The following is a 22,926-nucleotide window of genomic DNA, read 5'->3' as shown; positions in this document are numbered from 1 at the left end:
GTGAACTCAATCAGCCCGGATCACGAAACCCCGGGTGGAAATCCTTGGGCACCGCCACGCTGACCTTGCTGTTGGTGGCGATATCAATCCCTTCGCTGGCCACTTCGGCCAGGAAGTCGATCTGCTCCGGGGTGATCACATACGGTGGCAGGAAATACACCACGCTGCCCAATGGCCGCAGCAACGCGCCACGTTCCAGGGCATGCTCGAACACCTTGAGGCCCCGGCGTTCCTGCCACGGGTAGGCGGTCTTGGTGGACTTGTCCTGCACCATCTCAATGGCCAGCACCATGCCGGTCTGGCGCACTTCCGAGACGTGGGGGTGGTCCACCAGGTGCGCGGTGGCGGTGGCCATGCGCTGGGCCAGGGCCTTGTTGTTTTCGATGACGTTGTCTTCTTCGAAGATATCCAGGGTCGCCAGGGCCGCCGCACAGGCCAGCGGGTTGCCGGTGTAGCTGTGGGAGTGCAGGAAGGCACGCAGGGTCGGGTAGTCGTCGTAGAAGGCGTCGTACACGTCGTCGGTGGTGACCACGGCGGCGAGCGGCAGGTAGCCGCCGGTCAGGGCCTTGGACAGGCACAGGAAGTCCGGGCGGATGCCGGCCTGTTCACAGGCGAACATCGTGCCGGTGCGGCCAAAGCCCACGGCGATTTCGTCGTGGATCAGGTGCACGCCATAGCGGTCGCAGGCTTCGCGCAGCAGCTTGAGGTACACCGGGTGGTACATGCGCATGCCGCCGGCGCCCTGGATCAGCGGTTCGACGATCACGGCGGCCACGGTGTCGTGGTTGTCGGCGAGGGTCTGCTCCATGGCCAGGAACATGTTCCGGGAATGTTCTTCCCAGCTCATGCCGTCGGGGCGCAGGTAGCAGTCCGGGCTCGGCACCTTGATGGTGTCCAGCAGCAGGGCCTTGTAGGTTTCGGTGAACAGCGGCACATCGCCTACCGACATCGCGGCGATGGTTTCGCCGTGATAGCTGTTGGTCAGGGTGACAAAGCGCTTCTTGTTCGGCAGGCCACGGTTGAGCCAATAGTGAAAGCTCATCTTCAGCGCGACTTCGATGCACGACGAGCCGTTATCGGCGTAGAAGCAGCGGGTCAGGCCTTCGGGCGTCATCTTCACCAGGCGCTCGGACAGCTCGATCACCGGCTGGTGGCTGAACCCGGCGAGGATCACGTGCTCCAGCTGGTCCACCTGGTCCTTGATGCGCTGGTTGATGCGCGGGTTGGCGTGGCCAAACACGTTGACCCACCAGGAACTGACGGCGTCGAGGTAGCGTTTGCCTTCGAAGTCTTCCAGCCAGACGCCTTCGCCACGCTTGATCGGGATCAACGGCAGTTGCTGGTGGTCTTTCATCTGGGTGCAGGGATGCCACAGCACCGCAAGGTCGCGTTGCATCCACTGATTATTCAAACCCATCTTCATTCTCCTCGAAGCGGCTCGCGACGTGCGCGGGCGAAACAATCGCGCAAGCCTATGCAATGCAGACCTGTGTCACAACCCATTGCGAGGTGGAAGCGTAAATTGGTGGTAAACGCAGGACAGTCCGTCACGTTTCTTCTGGATAGTCCTTAATCTCTTGTTAACTTACTCTGCATACGCTCTTGATCGTATTTCTCGATATTTCAAAGCGAAATTTTCCGCTTTAAATCGATAGGTAAGTCGATAGTCTTGGCACAGTTCTTACGGGATTTGGAACATGCAGCTACGTAACTCATCGGCCCGCTATGGCTGGGTCAGCATTGTTTTGCACTGGGGCGTGGCCCTGGTGGTGTTCGGTCTGTTCGCGTTGGGCCTGTGGATGGTGGGTCTCGACTACTACAGCACCTGGCGCAAAGACGCCCCGGACCTGCACAAAAGCATCGGCATCACGCTGTTCGCCATCATGCTGGTGCGCATTGTCTGGCGTTTGCTCAGCCCGCCGCCGCCACCGCTTGCCAGTTATAGCCGCATGACGCGTCTGGGGGCTGCGTTTGGCCACGCATTCCTGTATCTCGGGCTGTTTGCCGTGATGATTGCCGGTTACCTGATTTCCACCGCAGACGGTGTCGGGATCCCGGTGTTTGGCCTGTTTGAGATTCCTGCACTGGTTTCCGGGCTACCGGACCAGGCAGACACCGCAGGCGTGGTGCATTTGTACCTGGCCTGGGTATTGGTGGTGTTCGCCGGCCTCCATGGTGTGGCTGCGTTGAAACACCATTTCATTGATCGTGATGTGACCCTGGTTCGTATGCTGGGGCGCAAAGCCTGATGTTCAACCTCGACTCACAAGGAATAGAAAGCATGTTGAAAAAGACTCTCGCCGCTCTGGCCATCGGTTCTGCCCTGCTGACTGCCGGTCAGGCGATGGCAGCTGACTACGTTGTCGACAAGGAAGGCCAGCACGCCTTCGTTGACTTCAAGATCAGCCACTTGGGCTACAGCTTCATCACCGGTACCTTCAAGGACCTGGACGGCAAGTTCAGCTTCGATGCTGCCAAGCCTGAAGACAGCAAGATTGAGTTCAACGTCCGCACTGCCAGCGTGTTCACCAACCACGCCGAACGTGACAAGCACATCGCCAGCAAAGACTTCCTGGACGTTGGCAAGTATGCCGATGCCAAGTTCGTCTCCACCAGCGTCAAGACCACCGGCAAGAATGCTGACGGCAAAGTCACTGCAGACGTGACCGGCGACCTGACCTTCCACGGCGTGACCAAGCCGATCGTCGTCAAGGCGACCTTCCTGGGTGAAGGCAAGGATCCATGGGGCGGCTACCGTGCTGGCTTTGAAGGCACTACCTCCTTCAACCGCCAGGACTTCGGCAAGCAGATGGACCTGGGCCCAGCGTCCAACACGGTTGAGCTGTACGTGACCTTTGAAGGTGTGAAAGCGAAGTAATTTTCGCCGGCCACACAAAAATGCCCCGGATCTCGCGATCCGGGGCATTTTTTATGGCGCTTTGAAAACTCAGCGGTTGCGGGTCAGCAACGCCGGTTTTTCACCACGTGGACGGCCCGGCAGTTGATCCAACTGCTCAGGTGTCAGCGTGCGATCGCTTTTCGACTCTTTGTGGATGATCTTCGGTGCCGGGCCGCCGCGCGGGTTTTGCACCGCTGGCTCCGACAGACGAGGTTGATCATCACGGGCCGGGCGACGGTTGCGCGACTCTTCGCGACGGGCCTGGCCGTCACGGGGTGCACCGTTGCGCGGGCCGCTGCGCTTGGCAGGCGGGGTGCCGGTGGTGGCGCCGTTGCTGCTGCGCGGACCGTTCTGGCGACCTTGTGGCTGGCCGCCGGTGCGTGGTGCGGAACCTGCGCCTGCGCCCTGGGCTGGAGCGCCCGGACGGCGACCACGACCTTGGGCCGGCTTGGCCTGGGGCACGTAGTCAACGCGGTTACCGAAGTTGTCCACGTCGTCGTCCAGGAACTCGTCCGGAGCACGGTCGGCAGCAGCGCGTGGCGGCTGGCTCGGCTGGCGCTGTTCGCGGGCCGGGGTGCCTTCACGGGGCTTTTGCTCACGGGCCGGGCGTTCGCCACGGCCATTGGTCGCAGCCTTGTCCTTGCCGCCCTTGTCCTTGCCCTTGTCTTTACGACCGCCACCACCACCGCCGCCGTTCGGGCCATCGCCCTTCGGACCGCGTGGGTTGTTGCGCGGGTTACGCACGTCCGGACGCTCGCGCACTTCAGGCTTCTCAGCCTCAACGGCGCTGGAGTCGAAGCCCATCAGGTCGCCGTCGGCGATTTTCTGCTTGGTCATGCGCTCAATGCTTTTCAGCAGCTTTTCTTCGTCCGGTGCGACCAGGGAAATGGCCTCGCCCGAACGACCGGCCCGGCCAGTACGGCCGATACGGTGCACGTAGTCTTCGTCGACGTTTGGCAGCTCGAAGTTGACCACGTGGGGCAGTTGGTCGATGTCCAGGCCGCGAGCGGCGATGTCGGTGGCGACCAGGATGCGCACTTCACCGGCCTTGAAGTCGGCCAGGGCTTTGGTGCGGGCGTTCTGGCTCTTGTTGCCGTGGATGGCGACGGCGGTGAGGCCGTGCTTGTCCAGGTACTCGGCCAGGCGGTTGGCGCCGTGCTTGGTGCGGGTGAAGACCAATACCTGTTCCCACGCGCCGGCGGTGATCAGGTGTGCCAGCAGCGAACGCTTGTGAGCGGCCGGCAGGCGGAATACGCGCTGCTCGATACGCTCGACGGTGGTGTTCGGCGGCGTGACTTCAATGCGCTCCGGGTTGTGCAACAACTTGCCCGCCAAAGCGGTGATGTCGTTGGAGAACGTGGCCGAGAACAGCAGGTTCTGGCGTTTGGCCGGCAGGCGCGCGAGGACCTTTTTCACGTCATGGACAAAGCCCATGTCGAGCATGCGGTCGGCTTCGTCCAGCACGAGGATTTCCACGTGGGACAAATCGACGCTGCCTTGGCCGCACAGGTCGAGCAAACGACCCGGGCAGGCAACCAGTACGTCGACACCACGGGACATGGCCTGAACCTGTGGGTTCATGCCGACTCCGCCGAAGATGCAGGCGCTGACGAACTTCAAGTCGCGGGCATACAGCTTGAAGCTGTCATGCACTTGGGCGGCGAGTTCGCGGGTAGGGGTCAGGACCAATACGCGCGGTTGGCGCGGGCCGTGACGCTGGGATTTGTCCGGGTGACCGTTGGGGAACAACCGCTCCAGGATCGGAAGGGCGAAGCCGCCGGTTTTACCAGTACCTGTCTGAGCCGCAACCATCAGGTCGCGGCCTTGCAACACGGCGGGAATGGCCCGCTGTTGCACCGGAGTAGGCTCGGTATAGCCCGCTGCCTCGATGGCGCGGACTAAAGCCTCGGAGAGACCGAGGGAAGCAAAGGACATGAGTAATCCTGTTTTAGTTAGGGCTTGGCCCAGAGGGATAGTCTTGCCTGGCGTGAATGGCGTTTAGATGAACGCAATCCCGTCCGGTCCTGCTGGGGCTGGCAGGCACTCAGACGGCTCGCGCGGGCTTGAAAGCTGCGCTGTAGCGGGGTCGGGTGCCTTTTGCAAGACCGAAGCGTCCGGGCGTAAGCCTGGCGGAAAGGCCGGAGTATAACAGAGCAATCACTCTGCGCTGCTTTCCTGCTGCTCAACGGTGCTTGCAGGCAGGGCTGATGCGCTGGTCTGGAGGCTTGCACCGGCATATTTGGCGCTCAAGGCCGCGTAGGCCGGCTCTTGCTTGAAGCGTTTGAGTTCGGCGGCAAAGCGTTGCACCAGCAAGTCCATGCCGGCACCCCGGCGCACCGCGAGGAACTGTGGCTGGCTGCTGACCACCTGGGGCGCCTGGGTGATCTGGTCCTCAAGTCCGAGGGCCTTGAGCACATGCTGGCCGACCCGGCGGTCCGTGATGACCAGGTCGATCCGCCCCAGGGCCAGCTTGCCGAAGTTGGCCTCATGGCTGGCGGCCGGCTCCTGCTTGAACTGTGTGGACTCGCTGAACTCGGCGCCATAGAGGTAACCCGGCGACGTGCCGATGGTCAGGCCGCGCAGGTCGTCGAAGGTCTGGAACGGATATGGGCGCTTGTTGGCGTAGAACAGCACGAACTCCACCTCGGACAGCGGCTCGCTGGGGTACAGCAGCACCGCGTCGCGTTCGTGGCTGTGGAAAATATCCAGTGCGCCATCGGCCTGGCCTTGATCGAGCATCGCCAGGCAGCGCTTCCAGGGCAAGAACTGCCAGTCCACGTCGATGCCCAAACGCTGGAACACGATCACCGTGGTCTCGTAGTCGAGCCCGCGCATGGTGCCGTTGTCGTCGTATACGTAAGGCGCCCAGGGCTCGGTGACAATGCGCAGTTTCTCGCCATGGGCACCGAGGCTCAGGCAAGCGAAAAGAACAACGGTCAACAACCGGAAAGTGACAGGCATGCCCCGAGATTACGACTGTCTCGGGCTAAAGAGAAGCTCTGGCTCAGCGATCTGCGGGCGCCTGCCGGTTTTACTTACCGGGAGATTTGATCAAGTGTTCGTAGATCGCCTCGCGCCGCTCACCGAGAATCAGCCGCACCACGGGATTGGCAAACCAGTGCTCCAGCAGATGGGCATCCACGGGCCGGCCCTGGCGCTCTTCCTGATTTTGCCGGGCCTTGTCCCACCAAACCGGGCCACACGCCTGGTCGAACTCGTTTTCATGCTCATAGCAGCCGTAGAGGATTTCCCGGATGAACTGCTGCTGGTGCTTGGGCAATATCAGGGTGATCAGCTTGTACATCAGCCGTTGCAGGCGCGGCGGGCGCGGCAGGTGGGCGGAGACCTGGCGGGTATCGTCCAGGGCCGTGACGCTGGTGGGGTTCGCCCCATGCTTGGCGATCCACGCCTTGACCTTGGCGCGGAACAGCTGCTTGCGGCTCCAGTAGTGGTGGATCAGGTCCGGGCATTCGCGCACGTTGACGGTGCGATAAGCGGCGATGGACAGGCAGAACTCTTCCAGGGTGTAGGCGCCCTGGGCATGGGGAAACAGTTCGTCCATCAACTCGATCGAACGGTCGAGAATGTGCGCGTCCTGCTGCGTCAGGCCCATGACCCCGGAGTTGAGGGTCATCATGTCGTCGTCGGCCACGCCCATATCCAGCAGGCGCTGGTACAGGGCGCTGTACAGAATGCTTTCGTGGTTGTCGCCGTATTTGGTGTAGAAGGCGTTGCACAGCAGGGTGCCGGGCTGCACGCGTTCAAACAGCGCCAGTGGCGAGTGGTGGAAAAACGTGTCGGTGTCGATCAGCAGCGCCACTTCGGACTCTTGCAGCACCTGCCGCAGCACCACGTGCTTGGTGCGGAAGTGGTAGCCATGGGGCTCGCTCCAGCGTTTGCGCGTGGCTTCATCCAGCAGGCGCACCCGTACCGGCAGCAAGCGATAGGGCTCGGGGTTGTCGCTGAAGACCTGGATGTCGATGCCGGCATCCGGCGTGTCTCGCAGGAAAGCCAGGGCGCTGGCGATGCTGAATACCGCTTCCTGATGGTAAGTCTCGGCGCCGAATACCAGGTAGACCAGTTGCGGGCGGGACGTCGGGGCGGTTGTATTCATGGACTGCAGGATTCCGTGGGCGTTAGAACGGCGAAGGCCCTCATTATGAGGGCCTTTGCATTTCGGAACAGACCTTAGCGTGGCAGCTTCAGGTTGTTCCAGACAGCGAGGCTAGGCTCAGCCTGGTTCAGGGTATAGAAGTGCAACCCTGGCGCGCCACCTTGCAACAATTGTTCACACATCTCGCTGATGACCTGCTCGCCGAACGCCTGGATGCTCTTGACGTCGTCGCCGTAGGCTTCCAGTTGTTTGCGAATCCAGCGTGGGATTTCCGCGCCGCAGGCGTCAGAGAAGCGCGCCAGTTTGCTGTAGTTGGTGATCGGCATGATGCCCGGCACGATCGGGATATTCACGCCCATCGCCTGTACACGTTCAACGAAGTAGAAGTAGCTCTCTGCGTTGAAGAAGTACTGGGTGATTGCGCTGTTGGCGCCGGCGTTGGCTTTGCGCACGAAGTTCTGCAAATCGTCTTCGAAATTGCGTGCCTGGGGGTGCATCTCCGGATAAGCGGCCACTTCGATGTGGAAGTGATCGCCGGTTTCTTCACGGATGAAGCTCACCAGGTCATTGGCGTAGCGCAGCTCGCCGCTGGCCATGCCCATGCCGGACGGCAGGTCACCGCGCAGGGCGACGATGCGCTTGATGCCGGCTTGCTTGTATTGGGTCAGCAGGCTGCGCAGGTCGGCCTTGCTGTCGCCCACGCAGGACAAATGCGGAGCAGCAGGGACTTTGACTTCGCTTTCCAGCTGCAACACGGTGTTGATCGTGCGATCGCGGGTGGAGCCACCGGCACCGTAGGTGCAGGAGAAGAAATCGGGGTTGAAACTGGCCAACTGCTTGGCAGTCGCCATCAGTTTTTCATGCCCAGCATCGGTCTTGGTCGGGAAGAACTCGAAGCTGTAGCGACGGTCTTGGGACATGGTCATACCCTTGGGAACTCGAAAGCCGACTGTGCACCCATCCGAACTGTAGGAGCGAGCTTGCTCGCGAAGAACGTCAACGATAACGCGTGTAAACAGGGATACGCGGTGCCTTTGGGTTTTTCGCGAGCAAGCTCGCTCCTACAGGTAGAGCAGGTGTTGCCGGTTACTTAGTAGCGGTAAGCGTGCGGCTTGAACGGGCCTTCGACCGTCACGCCGATGTAGTCGGCCTGGGTCTTGGTCAGTTGAGTCACTACGCCGCCGAAGCCGCGGACCATTTCCAGGGCCACTTCTTCGTCGAGTTTCTTCGGCAGTACTTCCACGGTCAGGCGCTCGGCTTTCTGGGCGGGCGACAGGTCGGCGTATTTCTGGCCGAACAGGAAGATCTGGGCCAGTACCTGGTTGGCGAACGAGCCATCCATGATGCGGCTTGGGTGGCCAGTGGCGTTGCCCAGGTTCACCAGACGGCCTTCGGCCAGGAGGATCAGGTAGTCATCGTTCTGCGGGTCGAAATCACCCGCGCCGGTACGGTGAACCTTGTGTACCTGTGGCTTCACTTCTTCCCATGCCCAGTTCTTGCGCATGAAAGCGGTGTCGATTTCGTTGTCGAAGTGACCGATGTTGCACACCACGGCGCGCTTTTTCAGGGCCTTGAGCATGTTCGAGTCGCACACGTTCACGTTGCCGGTGGTGGTCACGATCAGGTCGATCTTGCCCAGCAGCGCTTTGTCGATGCTCGCTTCGGTGCCGTCGTTCTGGCCGTTGATAAACGGCGAAACCACTTCGAAACCGTCCATGCAGGCTTGCATGGCGCAGATCGGGTCAACTTCGGAGACTTTAACGATCATGCCTTCCTGACGCAGGGACTGGGACGAGCCCTTGCCCACGTCCCCGTAGCCGATCACCAGCGCTTGCTTGCCGGACAACAGGTGGTCGGTGCCGCGCTTGATCGCATCGTTCAGGCTATGACGGCAGCCGTACTTGTTGTCGTTCTTGCTCTTGGTCACCGAGTCGTTGACGTTGATGGCCGGGATTTTCAGCTCGCCCTTGGCCAGCATGTCCAGCAGGCGGTGAACGCCGGTGGTGGTTTCTTCGGTCACGCCGTGGACGCGGTCGAGGATCTGCGGGTACTTCTTGTGCAGCAGCTCGGTCAGGTCGCCGCCGTCGTCGAGGATCATGTTGGCGTCCCATGGCTTGCCATCCTTGAGGATGGTTTGCTCCAGGCACCACTCGTACTCTTCTTCGGTCTCGCCTTTCCAGGCGTAAACAGCGATCCCGGCAGCAGCGATAGCGGCAGCGGCCTGGTCTTGAGTCGAGAAAATGTTGCAGGACGACCAGCGTACTTCGGCACCCAGGGCAACCAGGGTTTCGATCAGCACGGCAGTCTGAATGGTCATGTGGATGCAGCCGAGAATCTTCGCGCCCTTGAGCGGCTGCTCAGCGGCGTACTTGCGACGCAGGCCCATCAGGGCTGGCATTTCGGATTCGGCGATAAAGGTTTCGCGACGGCCCCAGGCAGCGAGGGACATATCGGCGACTTTGTAGTCGGTAAAACCTGCAGGCGTGATTACAGCGCTCATGAAGAGCCTCCATTCGTAGTGTGCGAATGGGCGCCGTTGTGCGTTTAGTATCCAGCTGGCTAACCAGGCCGGACAACGCCCCATCCGAGCCTGACAGGTCGAGCCTGCTGCAGCGCCCCTCGGACAGGTGGCGGGAGAACGGTATCAATCGAAGATGACCGTTTTGAAGCGGAGGCGATTATAGCCGCCTGCGCCTGACTTCTAAAGCCTTTCTGTCGGCGGCATGAAGATCGCTCATGGGGTTGATAGGCAATGGCTCATAGAGCTTGGGCCCGGCCTCTGCCATGATGTTGCCCATCATTTCGCAACACGCTTTGGAGTGAACATGAACTTCCACACCCGCAAATGGGTAAAACCCGAAGACCTCAACCCCAACGGCACCCTGTTCGGTGGCAGCCTGCTGCGCTGGATCGACGAAGAAGCGGCCATCTACGCGATTGTCCAGTTGGGCAACCAGCGGGTGGTGACCAAGTACATCTCTGAAATCAACTTCGTCAGCGCCTCGCGCCAGGGCGACATCATCGAACTGGGCATCACCGCCACCGAGTTCGGTCGCACCTCCATCACCCTGACCTGCGAAGTGCGTAACAAGATCACCCGCAAGAGCATCCTGACCGTGGAAAAAATGGTCTTTGTGAACCTGGGTGAAGACGGTTTGCCAGCGCCCCATGGCCGCACCGAGATCAAGTACGTGAAGGATCAGTTCCAGTCGGAAGGCCTCGGCGAATAATCCTGCGCAGGGCCAGTGAACGCTCTTGATCAACCATAGGTCGTACCTGAACATCGCCCCCCCCCGTTCAGGTATCACCATGGCCACGCAAGAAGACGGCAAGACCCCCAATCTGTCGCAGGAAGAGCAGCACGACGTCGACAAGAACCAGCCGCCCCGCGCGGCGGTTCTGCATGAAATCATCCGCACTCAAGGCGACCAGGAACTGGAGCGCAACGTCGCCGCGTTGTGGTGGTCGGCGCTGGCCGCCGGCCTGACCATGGGCCTGTCGCTGATGGGCATGGGCTTGCTCAACTCGCGCCTGCCGGATGGCGAAGAGTTCAAGGTGATCGCCAGTTTTGGTTACTGCGCCGGCTTTCTTGCCGTGATCCTCGCCCGTCAGCAGTTATTCACCGAAAACACCCTGACCGCGGTGTTGCCGGTGATGAGCAAACCCACGCTGAAGAATTTCGCACGCCTGCTGCGTTTATGGGCCGTGGTGCTGGTGGGCAACCTGTGCGGCACCTTGCTGGTGGCGTACGTGATGCTGCACTTGCCGATCTTTGACACCAAGACCGACCTGGCCTTCCTGGAAATCGGGCGCAAGGTCATGGAAAACGACGCCTACCAGATGTTCGCCAAGGGCATCGTGTCGGGCTGGATGATCGCCACCATGGTCTGGATGATCCCCTCCATGGAAAGCGCCAAAATCTGGATCATCATCCTGATCACCTACCTGATGGCACTGGGAGACTTCACCCACATCGTGGTGGGCTCGGCGGAAGTGTCGTACCTGGTATTTGCCGGCGAGCTGCCGTGGAAAGACTTCTGGCTGGTGTTCGCCGGGCCGACACTGGCGGGCAATATCATTGGCGGCAGCTTTATCTTTGCGCTGATCAGCCATGCGCAGATTCGCAGCGAAAGCAGCTTGCCGGGCAAAGCTGCTGCGGACCCTCGACATCCGCAGCAGATCAAAAAGGATCAGTGAGTCTCCGGCGCCGCAGCAGGCGCCGGCTCATCCTTGGTCACATGCTTGACCAGCTTGCCGATGCTCAAGCCCTGCAACAGGATCGACGACAGCACCACGATGTAGGTGATGCTCAGCAGCAAGTCGCGCTCCGGGCCCAACGGCAAGGCCAGGGCCAATGCCACCGAAACCCCGCCGCGCAAGCCGCCCCATGTAAGGATGCGGATGGTGCCGCGGGGCACGGTGCGCCAGCGCCGCAGCAGCAGGATCGCCGGGGCCACCGTCAGCAGGCGTGACAACAGGATCGCCACCGCCAGCAAACTTGCCGCCAACACGTGCAGCCAGTTGAACGGTAACAACAAAAGCTCCATGCCGATCAGCGCGAACAGCAGGGCGTTGAGCATGTCATCGAGCAGTTCCCAGAAACCGTCCAGGTAGCGGCGGGTCATGTCGTTCATTGCCAGCTTGCGGCCCAGGTTTCCGATGATCAGCCCGGCCACCACCATCGCAATCGGTGCCGAGACGTGCAGCTCGGTGGCCATCGCCGAACCGCCGATCACCAGGGCGAGGGTCAGCATCACTTCAATCTGGTACTGCTCGATGCTCTTGATCATCAGGTACACGATGTAGCCGATCAGCCCGCCGAACACCACGCCACCGATTGCCTCATGGGCAAACAGCATGGCCGTCGCGCCGACCGTAGGCGTCTCACCCAGTTGCGCGATGCCCAGCAACACGGTGAACACCACCACCGCCGTGCCGTCGTTGAACAGCGATTCGCCGACGATGGTGGTCTTCAGTGGTTTCGACGCGTTGGCGGTCCGCAGCACCCCGAGTACGGCAATCGGGTCGGTGGGGGAAATCAGCGCGCCGAACAGCAGGCAATACAGGAAGCTCACGTGCCAGCCGAACAGGGCGAAGATGTAGAAGGCCAGGCTGCCGATCACCACCGTGGCAATCAATACGCCGAAGGTGGCGAGCAGGCCGATGGGCCAGCGGTAGCTGCGCAGGTCACTCAGGTTGACGTGCAAGGCGCCGGCGAACAGCAGGAACGAGAGCATCCAGTTCATCAGCAAGTCGCCGAAGTCGATCTGGCCGATCAACTGCTGGATGCGCTCTTCAAGGCCGGGGTAGCCGATAAAGCTCAAGCCTTGCAGCAGCAGGGAAAACATCAGTGCCGTCACCATCACACCGATGGTGGGCGGCAGGCCAATGAAGCGGTAGTTCACGTAAGTGAGCAGAGTGGTCAGGCAAATAAACGCAGCGACAAGTTCAAGCATCCGGGGTCCTTGGATGGGGAGTGGGAAATCTACTTCGGAATAACACGTAGGAGCTGTCGAGCCTGAGCGAGGCTGCGATGGCAGCGCTGCGGTCTGACAGGAACACCGCGGTGCTCCCATCGCAGCCTCGCTTGGGCTCGACAGCTCCTACGCAAGCTTTAGCTTTTAGTTGGGTAAGTGGACCGCAGCCGGGCGGCGACGTTGCAGGTTGATGAACAAAAGTGCCGCCGGCACCATCCCGCCGATCCATGCACCGAGCGGCAGGCGAGGATCTCCTGTCGGTAATCGTGACGCTCTGATCAGGCATACGCATGCCGAGGCCCGGATCGGCGAAGATCGGGCAGCAGCAAAATTTTATTGGTCCAGGTCTTTGCGCAACTGAGTGCGGCGTGGTCGGCTTTAGTATAAACAGGTGCTGAAATATGGCGAATCAAATCTGCTTTTTCTGACTGGGGAGTCACCGTGATCGCAACAGCTCTGGTACTGGTAGCGGCGCTGTTGCATGCGACGTGGAACACCTTGATCAAATTCAGCGGCGAGCGCCTGTTGGTCATCGCGTGCATGGACACGGTGGCGTTGCTGTTTGTGGTGCTGGCGGTGGGGTTTGTATCGTTTCCGCCGCTGGAAATCTGGCCGTGGATCATCGCCTCGGCACTGTTTGAATTGCTCTACCGCTACCTGCTGATCCAGGCCTATCGCGTGGGTGACCTGGGCTTGGTGTACCCGCTGATGCGTGGGTTGTCGCCGCTGGTGGTGCTGGCGTTGACGTTGGTGTTTGCCGGTGAGGTGCTCAGTACCCAGCAGATCCTGGGCATCCTGCTGATTCCGTTCGGCATGTTGTGCCTGTTGTGGCAGGGCGGCGGTGGCGACCGGTTGCCTTGGTCGATGCTGCCGGTGGTGGCGCTGATCGGCCTGTGCATCGGTTGCTACACCTTCCTCGATGGCCAGGCGCTGCGCCGTTGGTCACACCCACTGGACTACCTGGTGTGGCTGACGCTGATCAGTGCGTGGCCGTTTCCGTTGCTGGCGATGGTGCGCAAACGGGCGGCGTTCGGGTTGTTCTGGCGCACGCAATGGCGGCTGGGGCTGAGTGTCGGGTTGTGCGTGTTGTTGAGCTACGCTCTGGTGCTTTGGGCCATGCAGTTGGGCTCGATTGCCGAGGCTGCCGCGCTGCGGGAAGTCAGCGTGATTCTGGTGGTGCTGTTCGGCATGCGTTACCTGAAAGAACCTTTCGGCCGGCCGCGGCTCATAGCCTGTGGGTTGGTGCTGATCGGCATGTTCGTGATGAAACTCTAACCGTCGGACAAAACTAAAAAAGGAATGGGTTATGACAGTCGCTTTCTGGTGTGTGTTGATCGCAATTTTTCTGCCTTACCTGTGCACGGGCGTGGCCAAGTTCAGCGGTGGCAAGTTCGGGCCGCGGCAGAACCATGATCCGCGTGCCTTCCTGGATACGCTGGAGGGGTTCGCCAAGCGTGCCCACAGTGCGCAGCTCAACAGCTTTGAAGTGACCCCGGCCTTTGCGGCGGCGGTGATCATTGCCCATTTGGCCGGCGCGGCGTCGCTGGTGACGATCAACGTGCTGGCGGTGCTGTTTATTACCAGCCGGTTGCTTTACATCATCTGCTACCTGGCGGACTGGGCGATTCTGCGGTCGGTGGTATGGGCGGTGGGGATGGCGTTGATTGCGAGTTTCTTCTTCGTTTCGATCTAAAGCCTGACACTGTTCAAATGTGGGAGCGGGCTTGCTCGCGAATGCGGTGTGTCAGTCACCGGATGTATCGACTGATCCACCGCATTCGCGAGCAAGCCCGCTCCCACACAAGCCCGCTCCCACATAGACCTTGGTGTTCTTCAGGTGCCTGTCGGCGCATCGGGCACTTTCGGCAGCGCTGCGCCTTTGGGCCACAGCATCCAGATCTGGCCCTGCTGCTTCATGTTGCCCGCCAACTCACCAGCGGCATCACCGGTTCCCCAGAACAGGTCGGCCCGCACTTCACCGGTAATTGCACCACCGGTATCCTGCGCGGCCACCGGGCGGGCAATCGGTGTGCCGTCCGGTCGCGTAGTCGATAGCCATAACAGGCTGCCCAGTGGAATCACCTTGCGATCCACCGCGACGCTATAACCCGCAGTCAGCGGCACGTTCAGCGAACCTCTCGGGCCTTCGTTGCTGTCGGGGCGGGCGCTGAAGAACACGTAGCTGGGGTTGCTTGCCAGCAATTCAGGAATACGCTGCGGATGCGCCTTGGCCCAGGCCGCGATGGCGCCCATGGTCACGTCTTCTTTTTTCAGTTCGCCTTGCTCCACCAGCCAGCGGCCGATGGGACGGTACGGGTAGCCGTTCTGGTCGCCGTAACCGACGCGCAATTGGCGGCCATCGGCCAGTTGGATGCGGCCCGAACCTTGAATCTGCAGGAATTGCAGGTCCATCGGATTGGTCAGCCAGGCGATGGGCTTGGCGGTGGAGCCTTGCTGGTTGATGGCGCTGGCGTCGTCATAGGGTTTGAGTACCCGACCTTCCAGGCGGCCGCGCAGGCGTTTGCCCTTGAGCTCCGGGTAGATGCTTTCCAGGTTGACGATGATCAGGTCATCCGGCACGCCGAACACCGGCACATGGGCGGTGGCGGTTTCGGTCAGGCTGCCGGGGTAAACCGGTTCGTAGTAGCCGGTGATCAGGCCGTTGGGGCTGTTGTCGGCCGAACGCAGGCCGTAGACATCAAGGTTGGCCTTGAGGAAGTCGCGAATCGCCACTGCGGTCGACGGCACAGTGGCCGATGCCGCGCACGTCGCGCCCCACACCGGGTCAGCCTTGAGTCGTTGACAGGCACTGCGCCAGGATTCAAAGCCGGCTTGCAGGTCAGTGTCCGACACGGCCGGCAGGTTTTCCCAGGTCGCGCCAACGTAGGTGGCGATGGCGTGGGGTTTGGCTTTCTCGTCTTTGCCGGTGTCGCAACCGGCCAGCAACGCGATCATTGGCAGAGCCCACGCCAAGCGGCGGCCCCAGGGTTTAAAGCGGGTATTCATACACAAAATTCCTGAAGCGGTTGCCCGCGCGGATTGGCGCTCGAACAACCCTTATTATTAATAGGGGTATTGGTCTTTACGGGCGGGGCGAGGATACTGGCCGCCGTTTCCCGTGACCTTGAGCCATCATGACTTTTAAAAGACTGACCGTTGTATTGCTGGCCTGCCTGACGCTGTCCGCCTGCGGCGGGGTTGATCCGAATTCGCCCCTTGGCCAGCGCAAGGCCATTTTCAAGCAGATGCTCAAGACCGGCGAAGACCTGGGCGGCATGCTGCGTGGACGCATTCCGTTCGACGGCGCCAAATTTGCCGAAGGCGCGGTCAAGCTTGATGCGTTGTCCCATGAACCGTGGAAACATTTCCCGAGCGTGCGTGAGGAAGACCACACCAGCGCCAAGGACGACGTGTGGCAGCAACAGGCACGCTTCCAGGAGATGGCCCGCAACCTTGAAGCGGCCACCGGTGAATTGGTGATCGCCAGCCAGGTCCAGCCCTACAAGGCCAGCAACCTGGGGCCGGCCGTGCAGAAAGTCGAAGATGCCTGCACCGCGTGCCATAAACAGTTTCGCGATCACTGAGGCGTCTTACTTGTCCAGTTCGTCCAGGGCTTCCTGCAGGTCCTTGCGTGACTGGGCCAGCTTGTCCTTGCGCTTGTTGATCTTGTCGGAGTCACCCTTTTTCATCGCCTTGTCGAGGTCGGCCTGACGGCGGCTGACTTCGTGCTTGGCGTCGAGCACCTTGTTTTCGCGCTCCTTTTTCAAGGAGGCGTCGGTGCAATTGGCAGTGACTTCGCTCAAGGCTTTTTCCAGGCCGGCTTGCTGCTCGCTGTTGCCGTGGGCCTTGGCTTGTTCGATCTGGGTGCTGATGGCCTGGCGCTTGGCGGCGCAGCCGGTGAGTTGCGGGGCTTCGTCGGCCGCCAGCAGTGGTGTGGCCATAAAGGTTGCGACGGTCAACAGGGCAAAAGGTGCGAGAAACTTCATAAAGACTCCAAGGCAAACAAGGTCGCAATCAGGTGGGCAGGATGAATTCTGCCGGCACCGGTTAATGCTGTGGGGCAGAGGTCAAAAACCATCTATCCCGGCAGCCCGTAATGTTTCACCCAAGGCCAGCACCTGCGGGTCGCGAAAAAAAGCGCTCAGTTGCGCCGCGCGGCCCGGGCCTATGCCATCTTCGGCCAGCCAGGCTTGAGTGTCTTTGGCGGCCAGGGTTTGCCAGCCGCCTTGTAGATTGTTGCGGGCCGTGGGCGGTACTCCCAGGGCCATCAGCCATTGCGCGAACGGTCGCTGCCGGGCGCTGCGCAAGCTGTCGAGTAAACGTGCGCTGCTGCGTTCACCTAAGCCATCAATGTTAGCAAGCTCTGCCTCATCCAGGGTTAACCAATCGAGCAGCCCGCCGATTAGACCGGCCTGAATCAAAGTGTTCCAGGTTTCACGGCCGATATATGGCAGGGCCAGCCCCTGGGCGCCGCTCAGCCAGGTCAGGCGCGCCAGCAGTTGTTCCTCGCAGCCTGGGGCCAGTTGCCAGCAACTCAAAGGGTGGAAATGACTGGCCTGGGGGATCTGCAATTCGACCCGTGGATGGCTGCGCAGCACGACGTGGTCAAGACGCGGAATGACCTGGCCAGCCAGGCTGATGGACACCTGATCGCCCGGGCGAATGTCCAGTTCCCGCCAGCGTTTCAGGGAGCCAACGCTGACCCGGCTGATTTTTCGGTCATCCAGCAGTACCGGCTCCAGCTCCAGGATGGAGGTAATGCGCCCGGTGCGACCGATCTTGAAATGCACCTTGCGCACATGGGCCAGTGCCTTGACGACCGGGTATTTCCAGGCAACCGCCCAATAGGGCGAACTGACCCGCCAGCGCTCGGCCGGCGCCCGTTGGCTTTGATGCAACACCACGCCATCGCTGGCGAAGGGCAGTGGGTGGTTGTGCCAGTAACTGCGCCAGTGCGCCGCTTCGGTAATGTCCTTGATCGGGTGGCTGTAGCGCCCACTGTCGGTGAAGCCCCATTGCGCAAGCTGGCTCAGTCGTTTGGGGAAATCCTCGGGACCTTGGGGCCAGGCCCATACAAACAGGCCGATTCCGGCGGCTTCGGCTTCGCTTAACTGCCGGCGGTTCATCAGCCCAGCCACTTTGCTGCGGGCGCCGAGGCCACCTTTGGCGGCCTGCACGTGGTCATTCAGTCGCCAATAGAGTTCGCCCTGCAACAACAAGTCTACGGGCTCGGGCAGTTGCTGGACGATCCCGGGAATCCTGCGGGCGGACGCTGACCAATCCTGGCCCAGCCGGCCATCGCCACGACTGATGACCCGGCTCAGTCGGCCTTTGCGGTAAACCAGGGTGACGGCGACGCCATCGACCTTGGGCTGAATCCACACGTCCTGACGCGTGCTCAGCCAGGTTTGAACGGCGTTGTCGTCCAGCAGTTTTTCCAGGCCGGTGTGTGGTGTCGGGTGAGCGATGGTGCCTCGTGCGCTGGCCAGCGGCTTGTCCGTGGCCGGCGCGGAGGAGGCGAAACAACTGCGCCATTGGGTAAGACGCTGGCGGGCCTGGTCATAGAGTTCATCGCTGATCAATGACTGGCCGAGTCGGTGATAGCTGTCATCCCACAGGCGGACTTGCTGCGCCAGGTCGGCGATCTGGGCCTGGGCGTGATCGGTCTCCCAGTCGGGACACTCCCGCGCCCACGCAATCAGCGGCGAGAGGTTGAGTAAAAAGAAGAACAGCAAGCGCATAGGCAACGTCATCATGAGCATCCTTGCTCTGAAAGGGCGCCCAGCCTAAGCCATCCCGGCGGGCATAAAAAAGCCCCGCAACCGCGAGGCTTTTTACCCGATGTTTCGGCTTACCTGGAACAGCTCATCCGGGGCTTTGTGCACACCGTAAAGCGATTACAGGCCGGCGGCGGTCCGCAGGTCGTTGGCGCGGTCGGTCTTTTCCCAGGTGAACGTGGTGAAGGTGTCGTTGCCAACAGTCTTCTGCTCTGGGGTGCGACCGAAGTGGCCGTAGGCCGCGGTGTCTTGGTACATCGGGTGCAGCAGGTCGAGCATGGTGGTGATTGCGTAAGGACGCAGGTCGAAGATTTCACGCACCAGCTTGACGATCTTGTCGTCGCTGATCTTGCCGGTACCGAAGGTGTTCAGCGAGATCGATGTAGGCTGGGCTACACCGATGGCGTAGGACACCTGGATCTCGCAACGCTCGGCCAGGCCGGCGGCCACTATGTTCTTGGCCACGTAACGACCGGCGTAGGCCGCCGAACGGTCAACCTTGGACGGATCCTTGCCGGAGAACGCGCCGCCGCCGTGACGGGCCATGCCGCCGTAGCTGTCGACGATGATCTTGCGACCGGTCAGGCCGCAGTCGCCCACCGGGCCACCGATGATGAACTGGCCGGTGGGGTTGATGTGGAACTGGGTGTCCTTGGTCAGCAGTTCGGCAGGCAGTACGTGCTTGACGATCAGCTCCATGACGCCTTCGCGCAGGTCGCTGTAGGAAACGTCCGGGTTGTGCTGGGTCGACAGTACCACCGCGTCGATGGCGACGACTTTGCCGCCTTCATAACGGCAGGTCACCTGGGACTTGGCGTCCGGGCGCAGCCATGGCAAGGCCCCCGATTTACGGGCTTCGGCCTGGCGCTTCACCAATTGGTGGGAGAAGGTGATCGGTGCTGGCATCAGCACGTCGGTTTCATTGCTGGCGTAGCCGAACATCAGGCCCTGGTCGCCGGCGCCCTGATCTTCAGGCTTGGCACGGTCGACACCCTGGTTGATGTCCGGGGACTGCTTGCCGATGATGTTCATTACGCCGCAGGTCGCGCCGTCGAAGCCGACGTCGGAGCTGTTGTAGCCAATGTCGATGATCACGTCACGAACAATCTGCTCCAGGTCTACCCAGGCAGAGGTGGTGACTTCGCCGGCGATGATCGCCACGCCCGTTTTCACCAGAGTCTCGCACGCCACTCGGGCGAACTTGTCTTCAGCAATGATGGCGTCCAGCACCGCGTCAGAGATCTGGTCGGCGATTTTGTCCGGATGCCCTTCAGACACGGACTCGGAGGTGAAAAGGGAGTATTCGCTCATCTCGATGATTTCCTGATATTTACCGATGGTGAGTGTCGCCAGTCGGTCGCTGAAAATGGCGGACCTGAATCTGGAAACCATTACGTAAACCTACATAGAGGCTTTCCCCGGGAACGAGTCCCGCAGCGGTGGCCCAACGGGCCAGATCGTCCTGTTCAAAACCCAGCCAGAGATCACCGCAGGCTTCCCTGGCCCAACTCTGGTTGTGGCTGCATAAATCCGTGACCAACAGGCTGCCGCCTGGTTGCAGCAAATTCGCCATCTGCCTGAGGGCGTCTGCCGGGGCGGCGAAATGGTGCAGGACCATGTTCAGCACCACGCAGTCGGCCCGCAGGCTGGTGTCATTCAGGGCGTCCGCCAACTGCAGGTGGACATTGCCCAGTGCCTCCCGCTCACACAGTTGGCGGGCCAGCTCCAGCATCGCCGGGCTGTTGTCCAGCGCCGTGACCTGATGAAAGCGCCGCGCCAACTCCGGCAGAAAACCACCGTCACCGGGGCCCACTTCAACCGCCGTTGCTTCATCACTGAAGCTCAGCTTGTCCAAAAGTGCCAGCACGCTTTCGCGGTATTGCGCCAAGCCGGCGATCAGATCCTGCTGGGCGCGAAATTTCTCGGCTACCCGTGAGAAAAAGTCCTGGCTGGCCGCAGCGCGTTGCCCGTGCACCTGGCTGATGCGCGACTGCACGTCGGCCGGCAGGGCCAGGCTGTCTATTTCTTCCAGCAGCGCAGCGTGCAGCTTGCCGCCCAGTTGTTCGGTGTGGGGCAGGGCACGACGGTAAAAAATCGCATTGCCTTCACGGCGGGTTGCCACCAGGTCGGCCTGGGCCAGTACCTTCAAGTGGTGGCTCATGCCGGACTGGCCGATGGCAAAGATCTGCGCCAGCTCCAGCACCCCGAACGAATCGTTGGTCAGCGCGCGCAATACATTCAGGCGCAACGGGTCGCCGCCGGCCTTGCACAGGGCTGCCAGCTCGTCGCTGTCGTCGGGGCGAATGGAAGATGCGCTCAGGTTCATAAGGCCAGCAGTCTAGTGACGGTGGGAAAACCCCGCAAGGGCAATATCAAAAAGTTTTGATATTGGTCGATAATCGGTGGTTATAAGCAGCCGCTATAACCCATAGACGAAGCGGTCAACGGTTTCTCCAGCCTATCCGCAGGAAAAACACCCTCAAGTGACTATCTGTCATTGCCCCGAGGGCCGTGGCTGAGGGAAAATGCCGATCCTTTTTTCCGTTTCTTTTATTCAACCTCCAGGAGATCAGCGATGCCCAGCCGTCGTGAGCGTGCCAACGCCATTCGTGCCCTCAGCATGGATGCCGTGCAAAAAGCCAACAGCGGCCATCCCGGTGCCCCGATGGGCATGGCGGATATCGCCGAGGTACTTTGGCGTGACTACCTGAAACACAACCCGAGCAACCCGTCGTTCGCCGACCGTGACCGGTTCATCCTGTCCAACGGCCACGGCTCGATGCTGATCTATTCGTTGCTGCACCTGACCGGCTACGACGTCACCATCGACGACCTGAAAAACTTCCGCCAGATCCACAGCCGCACCCCGGGCCACCCGGAATACGGCTACACCCCTGGCGTCGAGACCACCACCGGTCCACTCGGCCAGGGCCTGGCCAACGCCGTGGGTTTTGCCCTGGCTGAAAAAGTGCTGGCTGCGCAGTTCAACCGCCCGAACCACAACATTGTCGACCACCACACCTACGTGTTCCTGGGTGATGGCTGCATGATGGAAGGCATTTCCCACGAAGTCGCTTCCCTGGCCGGTACCCTGGGCCTGGGCAAGCTGATTGCCTTTTACGATGACAACGGCATCTCCATCGACGGCGAAGTCGAAGGCTGGTTCACCGACGACACGCCGAAGCGTTTCGAAGCCTACAACTGGCAGGTGATCCGCAACGTCGACGGCCACGATCCTGAAGAGATCAAGATCGCCATCGACACCGCCCGCAAGAGCGAGCAGCCGACCCTGATCTGCTGCAAGACCACCATCGGCTTCGGTTCGCCGAACAAGCAAGGTAAAGAAGACTGCCACGGCGCCCCACTGGGTGACGCGGAAATCGCCCTGACCCGCGCTGCGCTGAAGTGGAACCACGGCCCGTTCGAAATCCCGGCTGACATCTACGCCGAGTGGGACGCCAAGGAAGCCGGCCTGGCTGCCGAAGCCGAGTGGGACCAGCGTTTTGCTGCCTACTCCGCTGAATTCCCGGAGTTGGCCAACGAACTGGTGCGCCGCCTGGCCGGTGACCTGCCTGCCGACTTCTCGGAAAAAGCCTCGGCCTACATCGCCGAAGTGGCCGCCAAGGGCGAAACCATCGCCAGCCGTAAAGCCAGCCAGAACACCCTGAACGCCTTCGGCCCGCTGCTGCCTGAGTTCCTCGGCGGTTCGGCTGACCTGGCCGGTTCCAACCTGACCCTGTGGAAAGGTTGCAAGGGTGTCTCGGCGGAAGACGCCAGCGGTAACTACATGTACTACGGCGTGCGCGAGTTCGGCATGAGCGCCATCATGAACGGCGTCGCCCTGCACGGCGGCCTGGTGCCTTACGGCGCGACCTTCCTGATGTTCATGGAATACGCCCGCAACGCCGTACGCATGGCGTCGTTGATGAAGAAGCGTGTGATCTTCGTCTACACCCACGACTCCATCGGCCTGGGCGAAGACGGCCCGACGCACCAGCCGGTCGAGCAACTGACCAGCCTGCGCACCACGCCGAACCTCGACACCTGGCGCCCATCGGACGCGGTCGAATCGGCTGTGGCCTGGAAGCACGCGATCGAGCGTAAAGACGGCCCTTCGGCGCTGATCTTCTCCCGTCAGAACCTGCAGCACCAAACCCGCGACGCGGCGCAGATCGAAGGCATCAGCCGTGGTGGCTACGTGCTGAAAGACTGCATCGGCGAGCCTGAGCTGATCCTGATCTCCACCGGTTCCGAAGTGGGCCTGGCGGTTCAGGCGTACGACAAGCTGACCGCTGCCGGTCGCAACGTGCGTGTGGTTTCCATGCCGTGCACCAGCGTCTTCGAAGCCCAGGATGCCGACTACAAGCAATCGGTGTTGCCGTTGCAGGTCAGCGCACGTATCGCCATCGAAGCGGCTCACGCCGACTACTGGTACAAGTACGTGGGCCTGGAAGGCCGCGTGATCGGTATGACCACCTACGGTGAGTCGGCGCCGGCGCCAGCGTTGTTCGAAGAGTTCGGCTTCACCCTGGAAAACATCCTGGGTCAGGCTGAAGAGCTGCTGGAAGACTAAAAGCTCGAACGCGGTGACCCTTTGGTTGCCGCATCCACTGTAGGAGCGAGCTTGCTCGCGAAGATCGTCAACGATAACGCAGCGTT

At 61.1% G+C, this 22,926-nt stretch carries 20 protein-coding genes and 1 riboswitch; of the genes, 8 read left to right on the top strand and 12 right to left on the bottom strand.

The window, feature by feature from the left end; genetic code table 11:
• Window positions 1–10: 10 nt before the first annotated feature.
• Entirely contained in the window at window positions 11–1,417 is a 1,407-nt protein-coding gene (locus NVB75_RS17865) for an adenosylmethionine--8-amino-7-oxononanoate transaminase (protein WP_258342600.1), read from the bottom strand.
• 280 nt (window positions 1,418–1,697) lie between these two features.
• Here NVB75_RS17865 and NVB75_RS17860 point away from each other — a divergent pair, with 280 nt between their 5' ends.
• Window positions 1,698–2,249, top strand: a complete 552-nt coding sequence (locus NVB75_RS17860) for a cytochrome b (protein ID WP_010167627.1) — start codon at window positions 1,698–1,700, stop codon at window positions 2,247–2,249.
• 32 nt (window positions 2,250–2,281) lie between these two features.
• On the top strand, window positions 2,282–2,878 hold the full coding sequence (locus tag NVB75_RS17855; protein ID WP_258342598.1) for a YceI family protein: 597 nt from the start codon (window positions 2,282–2,284) through the stop codon (window positions 2,876–2,878).
• 69 nt (window positions 2,879–2,947) lie between these two features.
• Here NVB75_RS17855 and NVB75_RS17850 read toward each other — a convergent pair whose 3' ends face one another.
• From NVB75_RS17850 to ahcY, 5 genes are all read right to left on the bottom strand, one after another.
• Window positions 2,948–4,834 carry a DEAD/DEAH box helicase gene (locus NVB75_RS17850; RefSeq protein ID WP_017476487.1) on the bottom strand — a complete coding sequence of 629 codons (1,887 nt, stop codon included), beginning with the start codon at window positions 4,832–4,834 and terminating at the stop codon, window positions 2,948–2,950.
• 222 nt (window positions 4,835–5,056) lie between these two features.
• Complete coding sequence (locus NVB75_RS17845) at window positions 5,057–5,860, bottom strand: ABC transporter substrate-binding protein (protein ID WP_258342595.1); 804 nt, start codon at window positions 5,858–5,860, stop codon at window positions 5,057–5,059.
• Window positions 5,861–5,930: 70 nt separating this feature from the next.
• Window positions 5,931–7,013, bottom strand: a complete 1,083-nt coding sequence (locus NVB75_RS17840; RefSeq protein WP_258342593.1) for a hypothetical protein — start codon at window positions 7,011–7,013, stop codon at window positions 5,931–5,933.
• A 74-nt stretch (window positions 7,014–7,087) separates the two neighbouring features.
• Complete coding sequence (metF, locus tag NVB75_RS17835) at window positions 7,088–7,933, bottom strand: methylenetetrahydrofolate reductase [NAD(P)H] (RefSeq protein ID WP_063033886.1); 846 nt, start codon at window positions 7,931–7,933, stop codon at window positions 7,088–7,090.
• A 170-nt stretch (window positions 7,934–8,103) separates the two neighbouring features.
• Window positions 8,104–9,513 (bottom strand): adenosylhomocysteinase, encoded by a 1,410-nt coding sequence (ahcY, locus tag NVB75_RS17830; RefSeq protein WP_076017775.1) that lies wholly within the window; start codon window positions 9,511–9,513, stop codon window positions 8,104–8,106.
• Window positions 9,514–9,534: 21 nt separating this feature from the next.
• Window positions 9,535–9,640, bottom strand: a riboswitch (S-adenosyl-L-homocysteine riboswitch).
• Between the two features lie 198 nt (window positions 9,641–9,838).
• Here ahcY and NVB75_RS17825 point away from each other — a divergent pair.
• Both NVB75_RS17825 and NVB75_RS17820 read left to right on the top strand, forming a co-directional pair.
• The gene (locus NVB75_RS17825) at window positions 9,839–10,243 is read left to right on the top strand and encodes an acyl-CoA thioesterase (protein WP_003216852.1); all 405 of its coding nucleotides are present in this window, start codon (window positions 9,839–9,841) and stop codon (window positions 10,241–10,243) included.
• Between the two features lie 79 nt (window positions 10,244–10,322).
• Complete coding sequence (locus tag NVB75_RS17820) at window positions 10,323–11,210, top strand: formate/nitrite transporter family protein (protein WP_063026573.1); 888 nt, start codon at window positions 10,323–10,325, stop codon at window positions 11,208–11,210.
• On the opposite strand, the gene NVB75_RS17815 is transcribed toward NVB75_RS17820, so the two are convergent.
• On the bottom strand, window positions 11,204–12,469 hold the full coding sequence (locus tag NVB75_RS17815; RefSeq protein WP_008434094.1) for a sodium:proton antiporter: 1,266 nt from the start codon (window positions 12,467–12,469) through the stop codon (window positions 11,204–11,206). The two genes, NVB75_RS17820 and NVB75_RS17815, sit on opposite strands and share 7 nt — an antisense overlap.
• Window positions 12,470–12,931: 462 nt before the next feature.
• On the opposite strand from NVB75_RS17815, the gene NVB75_RS17810 reads away from it, so the two are divergent.
• Entirely contained in the window at window positions 12,932–13,765 is an 834-nt protein-coding gene (locus NVB75_RS17810; protein WP_063026578.1) for an EamA family transporter, read from the top strand.
• Window positions 13,766–13,796: 31 nt separating this feature from the next.
• A complete protein-coding gene (locus tag NVB75_RS17805; protein ID WP_177043143.1) occupies window positions 13,797–14,183 on the top strand; it encodes an MAPEG family protein in 387 nt (128 codons plus the stop codon).
• 140 nt (window positions 14,184–14,323) lie between these two features.
• Here NVB75_RS17805 and NVB75_RS17800 read toward each other — a convergent pair whose 3' ends face one another.
• On the bottom strand, window positions 14,324–15,496 hold the full coding sequence (locus NVB75_RS17800; protein ID WP_258342591.1) for a murein transglycosylase A: 1,173 nt from the start codon (window positions 15,494–15,496) through the stop codon (window positions 14,324–14,326).
• A gap of 128 nt (window positions 15,497–15,624) precedes the next feature.
• On the opposite strand from NVB75_RS17800, the gene NVB75_RS17795 reads away from it, so the two are divergent.
• Window positions 15,625–16,074: a cytochrome c gene (locus tag NVB75_RS17795; protein ID WP_088425324.1), complete on the top strand. Its 450-nt coding sequence runs from the start codon at window positions 15,625–15,627 to the stop codon at window positions 16,072–16,074.
• Window positions 16,075–16,080: 6 nt separating this feature from the next.
• On the opposite strand, the gene NVB75_RS17790 is transcribed toward NVB75_RS17795, so the two are convergent.
• The 4 genes from NVB75_RS17790 to NVB75_RS17775 form a co-directional block, all read right to left on the bottom strand.
• Window positions 16,081–16,476: a DUF1090 domain-containing protein gene (locus NVB75_RS17790; RefSeq protein ID WP_063026582.1), complete on the bottom strand. Its 396-nt coding sequence runs from the start codon at window positions 16,474–16,476 to the stop codon at window positions 16,081–16,083.
• An 81-nt stretch (window positions 16,477–16,557) separates the two neighbouring features.
• Window positions 16,558–18,243 carry an NAD-dependent DNA ligase LigB gene (gene ligB, locus NVB75_RS17785; RefSeq protein WP_258342590.1) on the bottom strand — a complete coding sequence of 562 codons (1,686 nt, stop codon included), beginning with the start codon at window positions 18,241–18,243 and terminating at the stop codon, window positions 16,558–16,560.
• Window positions 18,244–18,387: 144 nt separating this feature from the next.
• Window positions 18,388–19,578, bottom strand: coding sequence for a methionine adenosyltransferase (gene metK / locus NVB75_RS17780; protein WP_017476470.1), 1,191 nt, complete (start codon window positions 19,576–19,578; stop codon window positions 18,388–18,390).
• A 19-nt stretch (window positions 19,579–19,597) separates the two neighbouring features.
• Window positions 19,598–20,593, bottom strand: a complete 996-nt coding sequence (locus NVB75_RS17775; RefSeq protein ID WP_258342587.1) for a metalloregulator ArsR/SmtB family transcription factor — start codon at window positions 20,591–20,593, stop codon at window positions 19,598–19,600.
• A gap of 249 nt (window positions 20,594–20,842) precedes the next feature.
• Here NVB75_RS17775 and tkt point away from each other — a divergent pair, with 249 nt between their 5' ends.
• Entirely contained in the window at window positions 20,843–22,840 is a 1,998-nt protein-coding gene (gene tkt, locus NVB75_RS17770) for a transketolase (RefSeq protein ID WP_258342586.1), read from the top strand.
• Window positions 22,841–22,926: the final 86 nt, after the last annotated feature.

Source organism: Pseudomonas sp. CBS (assembly GCF_024734645.1).
Lineage (GTDB): Bacteria > Pseudomonadota > Gammaproteobacteria > Pseudomonadales > Pseudomonadaceae > Aquipseudomonas.
The sequence above is the reverse complement of the archived record's forward strand: the minus strand, read 5'-3'. Positions and strand labels throughout refer to the sequence as shown.

Bases quoted from the DNA above. Each gene is read 5' to 3' on its own strand.
- NVB75_RS17865 (WP_258342600.1), bottom strand. From the start codon at position 1,417: ATGGGTTTGAATAATCAGTGGATGCAACGCGACCTTGCGGTGCTGTGG.
- NVB75_RS17860 (WP_010167627.1), top strand. From the start codon at position 1,698: ATGCAGCTACGTAACTCATCGGCCCGCTATGGCTGGGTCAGCATTGTT.
- NVB75_RS17855 (WP_258342598.1), top strand. From the start codon at position 2,282: ATGTTGAAAAAGACTCTCGCCGCTCTGGCCATCGGTTCTGCCCTGCTG.
- NVB75_RS17850 (WP_017476487.1), bottom strand. From the start codon at position 4,834: ATGTCCTTTGCTTCCCTCGGTCTCTCCGAGGCTTTAGTCCGCGCCATC.
- NVB75_RS17845 (WP_258342595.1), bottom strand. From the start codon at position 5,860: ATGCCTGTCACTTTCCGGTTGTTGACCGTTGTTCTTTTCGCTTGCCTG.
- NVB75_RS17840 (WP_258342593.1), bottom strand. From the start codon at position 7,013: ATGAATACAACCGCCCCGACGTCCCGCCCGCAACTGGTCTACCTGGTA.
- metF (WP_063033886.1), bottom strand. From the start codon at position 7,933: ATGTCCCAAGACCGTCGCTACAGCTTCGAGTTCTTCCCGACCAAGACC.
- ahcY (WP_076017775.1), bottom strand. From the start codon at position 9,513: ATGAGCGCTGTAATCACGCCTGCAGGTTTTACCGACTACAAAGTCGCC.
- NVB75_RS17825 (WP_003216852.1), top strand. From the start codon at position 9,839: ATGAACTTCCACACCCGCAAATGGGTAAAACCCGAAGACCTCAACCCC.
- NVB75_RS17820 (WP_063026573.1), top strand. From the start codon at position 10,323: ATGGCCACGCAAGAAGACGGCAAGACCCCCAATCTGTCGCAGGAAGAG.
- NVB75_RS17815 (WP_008434094.1), bottom strand. From the start codon at position 12,469: ATGCTTGAACTTGTCGCTGCGTTTATTTGCCTGACCACTCTGCTCACT.
- NVB75_RS17805 (WP_177043143.1), top strand. From the start codon at position 13,797: ATGACAGTCGCTTTCTGGTGTGTGTTGATCGCAATTTTTCTGCCTTAC.
- NVB75_RS17800 (WP_258342591.1), bottom strand. From the start codon at position 15,496: ATGAATACCCGCTTTAAACCCTGGGGCCGCCGCTTGGCGTGGGCTCTG.
- NVB75_RS17795 (WP_088425324.1), top strand. From the start codon at position 15,625: ATGACTTTTAAAAGACTGACCGTTGTATTGCTGGCCTGCCTGACGCTG.
- NVB75_RS17790 (WP_063026582.1), bottom strand. From the start codon at position 16,476: ATGAAGTTTCTCGCACCTTTTGCCCTGTTGACCGTCGCAACCTTTATG.
- ligB (WP_258342590.1), bottom strand. From the start codon at position 18,243: ATGACGTTGCCTATGCGCTTGCTGTTCTTCTTTTTACTCAACCTCTCG.
- metK (WP_017476470.1), bottom strand. From the start codon at position 19,578: ATGAGCGAATACTCCCTTTTCACCTCCGAGTCCGTGTCTGAAGGGCAT.
- NVB75_RS17775 (WP_258342587.1), bottom strand. From the start codon at position 20,593: ATGAACCTGAGCGCATCTTCCATTCGCCCCGACGACAGCGACGAGCTG.
- tkt (WP_258342586.1), top strand. From the start codon at position 20,843: ATGCCCAGCCGTCGTGAGCGTGCCAACGCCATTCGTGCCCTCAGCATG.